The 13,679-nt window shown below is 69.7% G+C and carries 12 protein-coding genes; 8 read left to right on the top strand and 4 right to left on the bottom strand.

Annotated features, from left to right (window positions below; all coding sequences use genetic code 11):
* Positions 1-10: 10 nt before the first annotated feature.
* Positions 11-2,596: a hypothetical protein gene (locus A4W93_RS03285; RefSeq protein ID WP_157131581.1), complete on the bottom strand. Its 2,586-nt coding sequence runs from the start codon at positions 2,594-2,596 to the stop codon at positions 11-13.
* Positions 2,597-2,827: 231 nt separating this feature from the next.
* Between A4W93_RS03285 and A4W93_RS03280 the strand changes: the two genes are divergently transcribed.
* The 4 genes from A4W93_RS03280 to A4W93_RS30775 all read left to right on the top strand — a co-directional run bounded on the left by A4W93_RS03280 (position 2,828) and on the right by A4W93_RS30775 (position 5,666).
* Positions 2,828-3,445 (top strand): TetR/AcrR family transcriptional regulator, encoded by a 618-nt coding sequence (locus A4W93_RS03280; RefSeq protein ID WP_157131580.1) that lies wholly within the window; start codon positions 2,828-2,830, stop codon positions 3,443-3,445.
* A gap of 76 nt (positions 3,446-3,521) precedes the next feature.
* A complete protein-coding gene (locus A4W93_RS03275; protein WP_085749242.1) occupies positions 3,522-5,006 on the top strand; it encodes an alpha/beta hydrolase-fold protein in 1,485 nt (494 codons plus the stop codon).
* A gap of 85 nt (positions 5,007-5,091) precedes the next feature.
* A complete protein-coding gene (locus tag A4W93_RS30780; protein ID WP_237357683.1) occupies positions 5,092-5,307 on the top strand; it encodes an alpha/beta fold hydrolase in 216 nt (71 codons plus the stop codon).
* Positions 5,298-5,666 (top strand): alpha/beta fold hydrolase, encoded by a 369-nt coding sequence (locus tag A4W93_RS30775; RefSeq protein WP_237357682.1) that lies wholly within the window; start codon positions 5,298-5,300, stop codon positions 5,664-5,666. The genes A4W93_RS30780 and A4W93_RS30775 overlap by 10 nt, the downstream gene beginning before the upstream one ends.
* On the opposite strand, the gene A4W93_RS03265 is transcribed toward A4W93_RS30775, so the two are convergent.
* A complete protein-coding gene (locus A4W93_RS03265) occupies positions 5,661-6,428 on the bottom strand; it encodes an MmyB family transcriptional regulator (RefSeq protein ID WP_157782107.1) in 768 nt (255 codons plus the stop codon). The two genes, A4W93_RS30775 and A4W93_RS03265, sit on opposite strands and share 6 nt — an antisense overlap.
* Before the next feature lie 133 nt (positions 6,429-6,561).
* Here A4W93_RS03265 and A4W93_RS03260 point away from each other — a divergent pair, with 133 nt between their 5' ends.
* Positions 6,562-7,437: an NAD(P)-dependent oxidoreductase gene (locus A4W93_RS03260; protein WP_237357681.1), complete on the top strand. Its 876-nt coding sequence runs from the start codon at positions 6,562-6,564 to the stop codon at positions 7,435-7,437.
* On the opposite strand, the gene A4W93_RS03255 is transcribed toward A4W93_RS03260, so the two are convergent.
* Positions 7,418-8,308 carry a helix-turn-helix domain-containing protein gene (locus tag A4W93_RS03255; protein WP_085749239.1) on the bottom strand — a complete coding sequence of 297 codons (891 nt, stop codon included), beginning with the start codon at positions 8,306-8,308 and terminating at the stop codon, positions 7,418-7,420. The genes A4W93_RS03260 and A4W93_RS03255 overlap by 20 nt on opposite strands.
* 206 nt (positions 8,309-8,514) lie before the next feature.
* Between A4W93_RS03255 and A4W93_RS03250 the strand changes: the two genes are divergently transcribed.
* Positions 8,515-9,354, top strand: coding sequence for a poly(ethylene terephthalate) hydrolase family protein (locus A4W93_RS03250; RefSeq protein ID WP_085749238.1), 840 nt, complete (start codon positions 8,515-8,517; stop codon positions 9,352-9,354).
* A 94-nt stretch (positions 9,355-9,448) separates the two neighbouring features.
* Here the strand turns inward: A4W93_RS03250 and A4W93_RS03245 are convergent, their stop codons facing one another.
* Complete coding sequence (locus tag A4W93_RS03245; RefSeq protein ID WP_085749237.1) at positions 9,449-10,543, bottom strand: glutathione S-transferase; 1,095 nt, start codon at positions 10,541-10,543, stop codon at positions 9,449-9,451.
* Positions 10,544-10,770: 227 nt separating this feature from the next.
* On the opposite strand from A4W93_RS03245, the gene A4W93_RS03240 reads away from it, so the two are divergent.
* Both A4W93_RS03240 and A4W93_RS03235 read left to right on the top strand, forming a co-directional pair.
* A complete protein-coding gene (locus tag A4W93_RS03240; RefSeq protein ID WP_237357680.1) occupies positions 10,771-12,888 on the top strand; it encodes a bifunctional 2',3'-cyclic-nucleotide 2'-phosphodiesterase/3'-nucleotidase in 2,118 nt (705 codons plus the stop codon).
* A 179-nt stretch (positions 12,889-13,067) separates the two neighbouring features.
* Positions 13,068-13,667 (top strand): protoglobin domain-containing protein, encoded by a 600-nt coding sequence (locus A4W93_RS03235; RefSeq protein WP_085749235.1) that lies wholly within the window; start codon positions 13,068-13,070, stop codon positions 13,665-13,667.
* Positions 13,668-13,679: the final 12 nt, after the last annotated feature.

Raw genomic sequence — 13,679 nt, 5'->3', positions numbered from 1 at the left:
GGCCGATCCCCTACTCGCGCCACATGCGGTCGGCCCAGTCCGAGAAGGTCTTCAGGCGCTGGGTCTCCGCGCCGTGGTTGCGTGCCGACAGCACGCTCCAGGTGATGTACTGCTCGCCCGTCCAGTCGACCCAGCCGCCGACCAGGTGCGGCTTGCCCTGGCTGGTGGTGGGCAGGGGCGTGCGCTTCGCGTCCAGGCAGAACCGGAAGCCGGACTTCGGTTCGGGGTCGCTGCCGAACAGGACGTTCGGATCGCACCGGCGCCACTGCTCGTAGGTCGTGGTGGCGTAGAGCGTGTTGTAGAGCGAGATCGAGCTGTTGACGAACATCAGGTGCAGGCCCGGCGTGACCGAGTCCAGCAGGCGGAAGCGCGTCTTCTCCCAGCTCTCCGGCCCCCGGTCCACCACCTCGCCGACGCCCAGCTTGTGGATCGCGAGCGACGCCCGGCTCTGGTGTCCCTTGTTGCGGAAGAGGTCCGTCGGTGCCGCGGGGTCCGGCTGGTTGAACGGCAGGTCGGTGTTGGCGAGCTGGGCCAGCTTCGTGCGCACCTGGAAGTAGCGCGCCAGGTGGGTGGCCGACACCGCCTCCGGCGCCTTGGCCGCCATCAGGTCGTCGACCACCGCGGTGGTGAAGCCCAGGTGATACGGCCAGTCCATCGGTCCCTCCGACGCACCGGGCCACCCCGGGTTCACCGTCATCTGCAGCTGGTACCACTGGTTGGTGCGGTAGAAGGAAACGAGCCGCGGCTCCCAGGAGAAGTAGTTCTCGCGGCCGTTGGCCGGCACGTAGAGGATGTGCGGCGCCATGTAGAACACGCTCGGCCAGCTGAACGGCCAGCCCCGCGCTTCCCCGACACCGGTCCACTGGTTGCCGTTGCGCGTGCCGTGCAGCCAGTCCTGCCGGCCTTCCAGGCCGTGCGTGTGGGCCAGCTCCCACTGCTTGACGCCCATCCACCGGATGACCCCGAACAGCGCGCGTTCGATGAAGGCCTCCTGGGTGAAGGCGGCCGGAAGGCCCGCGGTGGCGGCCGTCTGGCTCGACATCAGCGCCTGCAGCTTGCGTCCGCCGATTTCACCGCCGAAGGGCTGGGCGGGGTTCCCCGAGACGCGAGAACCGCGGCCGCCCCCGGCGAAGTCGATCGTCTTGCTGCCCACGTCGTTCAGCCACGCCTGCGCGCGCTCGCGCAGCTCGGCATTCAGGTGGCTCCAGTCACCGTAGGCGCCGTTGGGATTCCGGTTCGCCTTCAGGAAGTCGTCGATGCGCTTGACCACCTTGATGGGATTGGTCCCGTCGTTGCCCTGCGTCTCGAACAGGCCCTGGGCCTGGCCGGGCTCCGGTGTCCAGATGTCCAGCGGGTGCTCGATGGGCAGCCACGCGTTCCAGTCCGGGAACTGCAGCGGCACCGGCATCTCCCGCGTGTTGAGGACCTTGCCCGGGCCCGGGTCCATGGCCGCATCCAGCTGGGCCTGGGTGACCGACGCCGTGCTGTTCGCTGCCTTGCCGGTGAAGACGTTGACGAAGGCCTTTGCATCCGGGAGCACCGCACCGAGACCGGCGCCGGCGGCCCATTCGGCGATGGGCCGGGCATCGAGGCCGGGCCCCGGCTGGTACGGCGGGTTCCACGGCGCCGCCTGAGGCACATGGGGCACCTTGCTGAAGAGCGTGGACCGGAGGTAGGCGACGATCTGCCGGCCCTGGGCCTCGGTCAGGCCATGGAACCGGGAGCGTTGGACGATCGCGTGGTTCGAGTAGTTGAAGTACTGCAGGTCGCGCCCGTCGCTGGCATGGCAGGACGAACAGGACGCGCGCAGCTTCATGTCGACGATGGGCGACTTGCGCAGCAGGTTGGATCCGGACCACAACGCCTGGCCGGCGGCCGTGTCGGCCGAGGAGGCCTCCCGCCCCGCCGTCTTCTCGGCCCCGATGTCGGCCCAGGTGCGCGGCATCGACAGCAGGTCACGGCCGCCCGCGTCCTGCAGCTGCAGGTCGAGGATGCGGAACCCGTTCGAGTTGCCGTCCGTGCCGTTGAACCGGAACTCGACCCGGTTGTCGCCCGAGGCCGTGAGCCGGGCGCGCGTGGCGGCGTCCACCGGGACGCTGAAACGGAGGGTCAGCAGGCCGCCATTGATGCCGCCGTGCGCGCGTTCGTTGTCGGGCAGCGTGACGTTCGCGTCGGTGATGTCGATCCAGGGCGCGTTGTTCCCGTCGCGTGCCCCCACGATGCGCAGGCTCCCGGTCACCTTCGTGAGCGGCTTGCTCAGGGCCTGGAACTCCGGCGAGTTGTACTGCCCGCACCGATGGCACTGCACCGCCAGCCGGGTGGCCTGGGTGACGGCGTCCGCATCCAGCGTGAGGTTCGTGGCGACCACGGTGGGCGCGTCGGGGGCACCGGGGCCGAGGACCTCGATCGGGAAGGTGAGCGACCCGGTCGACGGCGCGGGGCCGGGGGCGGGTGCAGGTCCTGGCGCAGGCGCGGATGCGGGAGCCGGGGTCCCGCCTGTCGATGCCACGTTGTCGGAGCCGCCACCGCAGGCGGTGAGCGCCATGCACGACACCACGAACCACCACCGGGCGCGCCGAAGCGTGCTGTTCCTCATCTGTCCTCTCCCCACGTCGTTTCGAAAGACCCGCTGTGCCGCGAGGGCGACGGGAAGCAGGAAGTGCGCCCTGCGGGAAACGTGCGCGGGAGCCCCGGTCGATGACAAAACGCGGCCGGATGTGGCGCGCGCACGTGGCGCCGCGTGCGCCGAACGTCGGTTCTGTGTGGAATCGTGAGCGGCCCGGCCTCGATTCCCGATAATCACGGACCCCGCTCCGAAGGAACCCGATTGGCGAACAGGAAGATGGAAGACCGCGAGACCGCGGTCTCGCGGCTGGTCGAACTCTTCTTCGAGCTCGGCTACGAAGGCACGTCGCTCAAGGCGATCGAGGCGCGGACGGGCCTCGGGCGGGCCTCGCTCTACAACTACTTTCCCGGCGGCAAGACCGAGATGGCGCGCGCCGTGCTCGTCGCGTCGGACCAGTGGGGCGTGGACCACCTGATGCGTGTCGTGCAGGACGGCGCCCGCCCGGCATCCGAGCGGCTGCTGCGCATCGTCGGCAACCTCGACGCGCTGCACGCGCGGCCTTCGCAGCTGAGCCCGGCCAATGCGTTCTGCATCGGCGACGCCGCCGACCAGTACACCGGCCACGTGCAGGACCATTTCCACGGCCTCGTCGAGATGATGAGCGAACTGATGGCGGCATGCGGCATACCGCGCGACGTGGCGCTGCGCCGCGCGTGGGAGTTCCGCGTGGTGTGGGAAGGCGCCCTCGTCTGCACCCGCGTGCTGGGCGACCAGGGCCTCTACCGCGCGCTGATGGCGCGCATGCCGACCTACCTGCTCGCGCCCGCCGACACACCCGGCCTGCTCGCCCCCGACGCGCCCCTGCCCCGCCCCCGCTGAGTGCTTTCCCGAGAGGACTTGACCGATCAAGCTCACCCCGATATTGTACCGACCGATACAACAAGGGAGCGTACAGATGAAATCGAGGATCGTGACGTTCGGGCGCGTGCTGCTGGCACTCGCGATGGGGTGGTTCGCCTCGGCGGCCTGGGCCGTGCCGTGGACGGTGCAGCTCGACGCACCGCAGGCCCGCGAGGTGTTCCTCGCCGGTGAGATGACGCAATGGGACACGGGCAAGAAGCCGCTGGCGCGCGATGCGTCGGGCCGCTGGACGCTGTCCCTCGACGTGCCGGAGGGCCTGTGGCTCTACAAGCTCGTCGTCGATGGCCAGTGGATCGCCGACCCCGGCAACCCGCTGTCGGACAACGATGGCCAGGGTGGACGCCACTCCATCCTGCTGCTGGGCAACGGGGACTGGCAGGTGCCCGACGGCGCACCGCGCGGCAAGGTGGTGACGGTGGACCTGCCGTCAGCCGCCTGGGGTACGCCGTCGCGCTACCACGTGTACCTGCCGCCGGGGCACGACGCCGCACGGCCCGCGCCGCTGCTCCTGCTGCTGCATGGCCGCGGCATGGACGCCGACCAGTGGCTCCGCACCGGCCTGATCGACCGCTACATGGACACGCTGATCGCCAAGGGCCGCATCCGCCCGTTCGTCGTCGCGATGCCCACGAGCGGCGCCGTCCCCTACACCGGCAAGAGCCAGCAGTTCATCCTCGACGAACTGCTGCCGCGGCTGCGGAAGGACCATGGCGTCACGCTCCGGCCCGAGCACACCGCGGTGGCCGGCATGTCGATGGGCGGGTTCGGCGCGTTTCACCTGGGCCTGCAGACGCCCTCGCGCTTCGGCTTCGTCCACGCGATGTCCGCTCCGTTCCCGGTGGACTACCTCGCGGCGCTGCCCCAGCCCGTGAACCCGCCGTTCCAGCTGCAGCTGCTGTGTGGCACGGAGGACGCGGTACTGCAGAACAGCCAGGACCTCGCCGGACTGCTCAAGGCCGGTGGCAAGCGCTTCTTCTACTCGCAGACGCAGGGCGGCCACGACTGGCACTACTGGAGCGGACTGACGCCCCGCATGCTGTCGCAGGCCAGCGACTTCTTCGAGGGCCGGCGCCTGCCCGTCAACTCGCGCGAACTCGCGTTCGCGAAGCCGGACCTGCCCGCGCCCGGCGCGGAACGGCGCACCGCCGAGGCCTGGGTCCCCGAGCGCCTGGGCGAATTCGCCGGCCGCTGGCGTGGCACGTGGAAACTCGCCGAGGGCGGCGCCAGCGGCCGCTTCACGATGGACGTGAAGCAGGCCGATGCCACACGCGTCGCGGGGGTCATGAACTGGTACGTGCCCGGCACGTCGCAGTTCGAGAACCTCGCGTTCGAGGACACGCCGCAGATCGTCGACGGCGTGCTGGGCCTGCCGAAGGTGACCACCGGCATCACGGGTCGCCCCGACCCCGGCATGCGCTTCAAGCTCGAGCGTGCGGCCGACGGCCCGGTGCTGACCTTCACGACACACTCGTCGCAGCCGGTGTCGGCCGTGCTGAACGAGGTGCGCAAGGTGCCGTGAGCCTCCCGCATCAACCGCTTTCACGCGCGGGTCTTGCCCGTTGAAGGCAGGATCCCCTGCCCAGGAGACGAAGCAGGAGATCCCCATGGACACACGCGTTCGGCACCGGCGCATCACCATCGGCCCGGTGGACACCTTCTACCGCGAGGCGGGGCCGCACGACGCACCGGTCGTGCTGCTGCCGCACGGCTACCCGTGTTCGTCCTTCGAGTTCCGCAACTTCATGCCACGGCTGGCGGACCGCTGGCGGCTGGTCGCACCCGGCTCGCCATCCGGGCGCCGGAGCCCATCGTGGCGCTGATCATCCAGAACGGCGACATCCCCTACGAGGACGCCCTCGGGCCGAAGTACGCGGAGATCGAAAAGACCTGGTCGCTGCCGCCCGCCGAGATGCGCCCGGCGCTGGGCCTGAAGGAGAACCGCGCGTGGTTCCCGCTGCACCGCCGGTACCTTCGCGAGCACCGGCCGTCCACGCTGATCGTGTGGGGGCCGCAGGACCACTACATGCCCGAGACATCGGCACGCGCCTATTTGCGCGACCTGCCCGATGCCGAACTGCACCTGCTCGACGGGGGTCACTGGCTGCTGGAGACACACCTCGACGACGTGGTCGGCCTGGTGCGCCCGTTCCTCGAGCGTCTCCGCCCGCCGGGGTCATAGCCGATCGCGCACCGCCCGGGCCGTGGCGTCGTCCAACGGGTACCAGAGCTCGGCCCGCACCGCCGCCATGTCCTGGTCCAGCGGCAGGCCCGTCCAGGTCTGCACCGCCGAGAAGCGCAACGGGCCGGCCTCGCTGCGGAGCGTCACCTCGACGACGGTGGAGAACGGGTCGCGCACGGCCTGGCGCACGCCGGTACCGTAGGCCGCCACCACCGCCGCCTCGAACGCGTCCACGCGGGGGGCCAGCGACGGCCGCGCCCACTGCTCCGCTCGCAGCTGCCCGAGCAGCGCCCCGGCCACCGGGACCGGGTCGTCGGCCCGGGCGAGCCAGCCCTCGCGATGGGTCAACGCGGCGATCAGGTCGAGCGGTGCGCCGTCCTCCGCGGGTGGCAGCACCCAGCCGGCGGCGTCGTTGGCTGCCACGAGGTGCCAGTCGGCATCGAACAGCAGGCCCGGGTTGGGGTGGTGCAGCTCGATCGTGCGGCGCGCCGCGGCGTCGCAGGGCAGCGTGCAGGGGTTCACGTGGTCGCCGCCGTCCAGGGCGGAGAAGCCGGCCAGCCGCAGCGCGGGGTTGAACATCGACGCGGGACGGCCCGTGTGCGTGAGCCAGTCGAGCAGCAGCACGCGGCTCGGCCGCGAACGGCCGCGTTCGATGAAGTTCACGTGGCGCTGCGACACCCCGAGCCGCAGCGCGAGGGCCATCTGGCTCAGCTGGCTCGCTTCGCGGGCCGTCTTCATCAACGCGGCGAGTTCATGGTGCATCGCGCGATTGTGGGCGTTGCCCGCGCCGTCCGCCGGCCGCCGCCGCGAACCCGGACTGAACAGCGAGGTAATTGATGGGCGGCGGCCCGCGCGCAACCATGGCACCGCCATGTGGCAGACCCTGGAGAAGCGCTTGAACACCACCACCGACGTCACCGTGATCGGACTGGGCCCGATGGGCCTCGCCCTCGCCGACCTGCTGCTGAAGGCCGGCCGCACCGTCACCCTCTGGAACCGCAGTCCCGGCAAGGCCGACGCGCTCGTGGCACGCGGTGCCGTGCTCGCGGCGTCCCCCGCCGAGGCGATCGCCGCCAGCGGCACGACGCTGGTCTGCGTGCTCGACTACGCGGCGGCCGAAACGATCCTCGCGCAGGACGGCGTGGCCGATGCCGTGCGCGGCCGGCTCGTCGTCAACCTGGGCACCGGCAGCCCGGAGGACGCCCGCCGCGCCGAGGCCTGGGCCCACGCGCACGGCGCGCGGTACCTCGACGGTGCGATCCAGGCCGCACCGAGCCAGATGGGCCGCCCCGACACCCCGCTGTTCGTGTCGGGCGAAACGGCCGCCTTCACGCAGGCCGAGCCGCTGCTGCGCATCGTCGCCGGCCACCTGCTGCACCTGGGCGACGCCGTGGACGCCGCCGCGTTCATGGACCTCGCGACCCTGTCGTACGTCTACGGCGCGTACGCCGGCTTCCTGCACGGCGCGCACATCGCCGAGGTGACCGGCATCGACGTCGCCACGTACGGCCGACTCGTGCACGCGATCGCCCCGAGCTTCGGCGCCTTCTTCGAGCACCAGGGCGGCGTGGTGGCGGGCGGCGACTTCCGCGCCACCGAAAGCCCGCTGCGCATCTCGGTGCCGGCGGTTCGGCGCATCCTCGACACGTCGCGCGGGTTGGGCATCAACACGGAACTGCCGGGACTGGTGGACGGCTGGCTCGCGAAAGCGTCGGCCCGAGGGCTGGAGGGAGAGGAGCTGGCGGCGCTGATCAAGGTGCTTCGGCGCTGAGTCGCGCCCATCCGGGAGATGCCCGCTGTTCGGTCCCCGGATGGGTCGTCTCCATGCACGGCCATGGCACCTCGTCGATCACCACCTCCGAGCCGGCGAAGGCACGCCTCGGCGCAAAGCCGTAGTGCAGTTTCCAGAACTTCGAGAAATGGGCGAGGTCGGCGAAGCCCGCGTTCGCCGCCACCTGCGTCAGGCTGACGCCGAGGTGCAGGTGGGCCGCGGCCGTCTGCAGACGCAGCGTCATCTCGTACCGGCCCAGCGGCAGGCCGGCCTCGGCGGCGAAGAGGCGGCGGAGCCAATCGGCCGACAGGTCCACCGCCGCGGCCAGGTCGGCCACGGGCAGGCCGGGTTCCTCGCGCATCCGCCGCATGACCTGGCGGATGCGCGGGTCCAGGGGCGGAACCGGCGGCACCCGCTGCATGGCGAGTTCGAGGACACGCACGTGGAGCGCGTCGGCCTCCCCGCGGGGCATGCGTCCGCTGCGAAACGACGCGAGGTCGTCGAAGAGCTCCGCGAAGTGCGCGCACGGCCACACCCGGGTCCCGACGACGGCGCGCGCCAGCGCGCGGAAGTGGTAGTCGGTGGGACAGACGTCGAGCAGGGCGACGGGTGCACCGCACGTGTCGATCCGGAGCCAGCCCGGGGCCACCAGCACGGCGTCGGTGACCGCGAGCGATTCCCTGCGCGTGTGCACCGTGAACGGGTGGCCGGTGAGCGCGACGCACAGCACCACCGAGTTCCGCTGCGTGGTGGTGTCGTCGATGGCGCCGGCGTAGAGGAAGCCGTTGCGCCCGAGGTGCAATCGACGGCCCCCGGGGTTCGTCGTCACCGGCGAGGGCGAAGCAGCGGAGCGGGAGCGGGAGCGTTCCATGGCCCGTCACTGTGACCGAGAGCGGGGTGTCCCGGCGATCCAGGAAATCCCGCCCTCGGGGGCCGGCTAGCACACGCACCATCCCGTCGCTTGTGCGATCTGGGGGGTGACATGTGCCGATGCCACGGCGACGCGATCCCGCGACGATCGGCATCGCCGGCCACGACATCGTCGAGGCACGGCCACATCACAACAGGAGACAAGCCTTGAAACTCAATCGACTCTTCCAGGTGGCATGCCTCGCCGCCACACTCGTCACGGCCACCGCGGCGTCCGCCGTGCAGATCGGCCCCGCCCCCACGAAGGCCTCGCTGGAAGCCAGCCGCGGCCCGTTCACCGTGGCCACCACCCGCCTCTCCGCCAACGGCCACGGCGGCGGCACCATCTACTACCCCACGAACGCGGGCGCGAAGGTCGGCGTGATCGCGATCGTGCCGGGGTACCTGTCGTACCAGAGCAGCATCGAATGGTGGGGCCCGCGCCTCGCCTCGCACGGCTTCGCGGTCGTCACCATCGACACGCTGACCATCTACGACCAGCCGTCCAGCCGCTCGTCGCAGCAGCTGCGCGCGCTCGACCAGGTGGTGGCCCTGGGCAGCAAGAGCACCAGCCCGCTCTACAACAAGGTGGACGGCAGCCGCACCGGCGTGATGGGCTGGTCGATGGGTGGCGGGGGCTCGCTGATCTCGGCGCAGAACCGCCCCTCGATCAAGGCCGCGGCACCGCAGGCCCCGTGGAACACGACCTCCAACTTCTCGTCGCTGACCGTGCCGACGCTGATCTTCGCCTGCCAGGCGGACGTGGTCGCGCCGATCCTGTCGCACGCCGTGCCGTTCTACAACAGCATGTCGCGCAACCCGAAGCAGTACCTCGAGCGCACCGCCGGGGACCACTTCTGCTTCAACAACGCCAACCCCACGGTGGGCCTCAAGGGCGTGGCGTGGATGAAGCGGTTCATCGACGGCGACACGCGCTACACGAGCTTCGCCTGCAGCAACCCGAACGCCCTCGGGTTCTCGAGCTTCCGCACCGAGCGCTGCAGCTGAGCGTCGCAGCCGTTTTCCGATCGATCTGTCTGGCGGACCGGCACTGATCGGCCCGCCTTCCCGGCCCTTCGGGGCCGGGCTTCTGTCCCCGGGCTCAGCGGTCCTCGGCGACGCTCAGGCCGCTCCGCCTCAGCCGCGGCCCATCGGGCAGCAGGCGGAAGCCCTGACCGCCCACGCGGTCGAGCCAGGCGTCGGCACGCTCGCGGTCGGCCCCTTCCAGCGAGCGGTACACGTCCCGCGCACGCTGCAGCATCCAGAGGCTGTACGGCCGGATGATCCGCTCCCCCTCGAATCCTTCGAGCAGGAACCCGTGTTTGCCGATGGCGCGTGGCACCGGCTCCGCGGGATGGGCGGCGAGCCAGTCCCGCAGGCGCGCCACGCTGTCGGCCAGCACGGGCAGTTGCTCGCGCATCTGCCGCCGGAACACCGGGTCGAGCGACGCGGGAACCTCGTCGTGCGGCAGGAAGTCGCCACCGAGCGGCGTGGTCTGCGATTCGAGTCGCTGCACCCACCGCACCACGTTCGGGGCCGCGCGCCGCATCAGCGCACCGCTGGCCGGGTCGCGGTACTGGTGGGCATACAACGGGCCGTAGAGCCCGAAGTCGGCCATCGACGGGCGCGAGCCGAGGGCATATGGCACCGCCTGGAAATGTGCATCCAGCTCGGCCAGCAGGGCTTCGTAGGACCGCTCGATGGCGGCCTGCATCTCGGGCGTGGAGGCTCCCAGCAGCACCGCCGCCTGCGCGAAGGGACCGGCCCGCTTGCTGCCGATCGCCCACTGCTCGTCCGGCGTGGCCCCGGGCGCGTTGAGCTCGCCGAACGCGCGCAGGGCCCAGTCGCGGTTGTGGTGCCACCGGTAGTGCATCGCCGGAATCACCAGCCACTCGTCACCGTAGAGTTCGAGGAGCGTCGCGGCCAGCCGCTGGACACCTCCCGCCGGCGTGATCGACGGACCACCGATGTGCTGCTCCAGCGTCTCGATGATGTCGGTGCTGTCCTGCAGCACCTCGCCGCGGCCGGTCTCCAGCACCGGGATCACCGGAAAGCCGACCTTCGGGAGGATCACGTCCCGGTAGACCTCGGCCGAGGACAGCACCTCGCGGTAGGCCACCCGCTTCCAGTCGAGGTACGCGCGCACCTTGCCGGTGAAATAGCTGATGGGGGAGCCGTACAGGATGAAGTGGTCCATGGCGGTGGGGACGGATGACCGATCGGGTGGCGTCGATGTTGCCCGGGCAGCCGGCGGCGCGCCGTCACCTTCGTGTCATGGCCCCCCGGAGACGCCCTCGAAGGGTCTTCACAGAGATGTCAAAGCGGACACGAAGAATGATCCGTTCGCGTGGCGGCTGACATGGCGCCACGAAAGATGTCTCGTTCACGGAATCATTCATGTCGCACGAAGTCTCCACCTCCCCCATGTCCCGTCCCCACTGGCGCGCGCTGCTCGCCCTGGGCACCACCGCGCTGGCCCTGTCCGCCTGCGGCGGTGACAACGACACGGTCACGCCCCCGCCCACTGTCACGCAGAACGGCACGGCCCAGCTGGCGCTGCTCGAGACCACCGACCTGCACTACTACGCGCGGAGCTACAACTACTACTCCGACAAGGAAGACAAGACGGTCGGCCTGGAGCGCACCGCCACGCTGATCCACCAGGCGCGCACCGAGTTCGCCAACACCCTGCTGGTCGACAACGGCGACACCATCCAGGGCACGGTGCTCGGGACCTACGAAGCGCAGGTGGCCCCGATCCCGGCCACGCAGCAGCTCACCATGTACAAGGCGATGGCCACGTTGAAGTACGACGTGGGCGTGCTCGGCAACCACGAATTCAACTTCGGCCTGCCCTACCTGAACCAGATCCTCGGCGGTGGCCTGGACGTCGCCGGCGTGGACCCGGCCGCCGCCACCCCGGCCAACGGCCCCGGCTTCCCGATGGTCACGGCCAACGTCACGAGCCTGAAGACCAACAAGCCGCTGATCGCCCCCTACGTCATCCTCGAGCGCAACCTGACCGCCACGATGGCGGACGGCTCGAAGGGCACGGTGCCCATCAGGATCGGTGTCGTGGGCATCACCACCCCCGGCATCATGAACTGGGACAAGGACAAGCTCGACGGCAAGATCAGCACCCAGGACGGCCTGGAGACCGCGAAGAAGTACGTGCCCGAGGTACGCGCCAAGGGCGCCGACCTCGTGTTCGTGCTGCTGCACGGTGGCATGTCCGCCAGCGGCTACAGCGCCAACATGGAGAACCCCGGCTACTACATCACCAAGGACGTGCCGGGCATCGACGGCATCGTGATGGGCCACGAACACAACGTGTTCCCCAACCGCGGCGCCAACCCGTCGTACAAGTTCGACGGCGCGGACAACACCAAGGGCACCGTCAACGGCGTGCCCGCGGTGATGGCCAGCTCGTGGGGCAAGGGCCTGGGCGTCATCAACTACTCGCTCAAGTGGGACAACACCGCGAAGAAGTGGTCGATCGACACCACGAAGACTGCCGTGGAAGTGCGCAACATCCAGAACGGCACCGAGTACGTCGCACCCGACGCCGCCGTGATCGCCGCGGTGCAGGCCCTGCACGACAAGACCCGCACCTACGTCGCCTCGCCCATCGGCAACAGCGACTTCCGCCTCGCCTCGATGTTCGCCGACCTCGGTGACCCGAGCGCGCTGCAGGTCGTCAACCAGGCGCAGCAGGAGTACGTGGCCCAGTACGTCCAGAAGAGCCTGCCGCAGTACGCGGCCCTGCCCGTGCTGTCCGTCACCGCGCCGTTCAAGGCCGGCTACGGCAACAGCGGCGACTACACGAACGTGGCCTCCGGCACGCTGTCCGTCGTGGCCGCCGCCGACCTCTACCTGTACGACAACAACACGATCAACGCCGTGAAGGTCAACGGCGCACAAGTGAAGATGTGGCTGGAAAACGCGGCCAACCGCTTCAACCAGATCGACCCGACCAAGACCACCGACCAGTGGCTCATCAACGACAGCAAGACCGGCGTGCAGCCCGGCTCCTCGTTCCCGGGCTACAACTTCGACGCGTTCACCTCGCCCGACATCGCCTACGAGATCGACGTGACGCAACCGAAGTACAACGTCAACAACCCGAGCCAGGGCGGCGAACGCATCAAGAACCTGACCTACAAGGGCCAGCCGATGAGCGCGACGCAGGAGTTCATCATCGCCACCAACAACTACCGCGCGAACAGCAGTGCGCCGTTCATCCTGGGCACGGGCAAGGCGTTCGACATCGTGTGGGCGTCGCCCGATGCGAACCGGGAGGTGGTGCTGAACTACGTCAAGGGCAAGCAGAACATCACGCGTGCGGCGAACGGCTCGGCGCGCAGCTGGACGTTCACGAAGGTGGCGACGGCGGGCAAGGTGCTGTTCAAGTCCGCCAAGGATTCGCTGGGTGTGGCGCAGGCCGCGGGCCTGGGCAACATCAGCGTCGAGCGGGCCGACGACACCGGCATCAACGCCGGTGACGGCAGCTACACGGTGTACCGCGTCGACCTGAACCAGTGACAAGACGCATGGGCCGACCCGCGGTCGGCCCATCCCGTCCTCCTGCTTTGGTGGAGCAGGGAACTCATCCCAGGCACGGCGTCCTTCTCTCCCATCGGACCCTTCTTCGTTCGGCGGCGCGTGCGTAGGCTCAGCCTGCGCCCGAACCGGGTGAACACGCCCCGCAGAAAGGAATCCCGATGAACGCCTCCACCACCGCCATTCCCGGCTACACGTACGGCACCGCCCAGGTCACCCCCTCGCCGCTGAGCGATGCCGACTTCGCGCTGCTCAAGCAGACCGTTCTGCTCGGCGACGCCGATCTTCACCACCTGCGGCTCGCGGGCGAGGTGCTCGGCGACCAGGTCGAAGCCGTCCTCGACGTCTGGTATGGCTTCGTCGGCGGACACCCGCACCTCGTGAAGTACTTCAGCGGCGCCGACGGCCAGCCGAGCCCGGCCTACCTCGGCGCCGTGCGGCGACGGTTCGGGCAGTGGATCCAGGACACCTGTGCCGCGCAGTACGACCGCGCGTGGCTCGACTACCAGTACGAGATCGGGCTGCGCCACACGAGCGCGCGCAAGAACCTGACGGACGGCATCGTGTCGCCGTCGCAGCACATCCACCTGCGCTACCTGATCGCGTTCATCGTGCCGATCACGGCGACCATCAAGCCGTTCCTCGCGAAGAAGGGCCACACGGCCGCGGAAGTGGACGCCATGCATGCAGCGTGGTTCAAGTCGGTGACGCTGCAGGTCACGTTGTGGAGCATGCCGTACCTGGCGCCGTCGACGTTCTGACCATGGCGACGG

Source organism: Piscinibacter gummiphilus (assembly GCF_002116905.1).
Lineage (GTDB): Bacteria > Pseudomonadota > Gammaproteobacteria > Burkholderiales > Burkholderiaceae_C > Rhizobacter > Rhizobacter gummiphilus.
This window is presented reverse-complemented; position numbering and strand designations above follow the sequence as displayed.

What these genes read in the sequence shown, in the direction of transcription:
- A4W93_RS03285 (WP_157131581.1), bottom strand. Translation starts at nt 2,596, where the DNA reads ATGAGGAACAGCACGCTTCGGCGCGCCCGGTGGTGGTTCGTGGTGTCG.
- A4W93_RS03275 (WP_085749242.1), top strand. Translation starts at nt 3,522, where the DNA reads ATGAAATCGAGGATCGTGACGTTCGGGCGCGTGCTGCTGGCACTCGCG.
- A4W93_RS30780 (WP_237357683.1), top strand. Translation starts at nt 5,092, where the DNA reads ATGGACACACGCGTTCGGCACCGGCGCATCACCATCGGCCCGGTGGAC.
- A4W93_RS03265 (WP_157782107.1), bottom strand. Translation starts at nt 6,428, where the DNA reads ATGCACCATGAACTCGCCGCGTTGATGAAGACGGCCCGCGAAGCGAGC.
- A4W93_RS03255 (WP_085749239.1), bottom strand. Translation starts at nt 8,308, where the DNA reads ATGGAACGCTCCCGCTCCCGCTCCGCTGCTTCGCCCTCGCCGGTGACG.
- A4W93_RS03245 (WP_085749237.1), bottom strand. Translation starts at nt 10,543, where the DNA reads ATGGACCACTTCATCCTGTACGGCTCCCCCATCAGCTATTTCACCGGC.
- A4W93_RS03240 (WP_237357680.1), top strand. Translation starts at nt 10,771, where the DNA reads ATGTCCCGTCCCCACTGGCGCGCGCTGCTCGCCCTGGGCACCACCGCG.
- A4W93_RS03235 (WP_085749235.1), top strand. Translation starts at nt 13,068, where the DNA reads ATGAACGCCTCCACCACCGCCATTCCCGGCTACACGTACGGCACCGCC.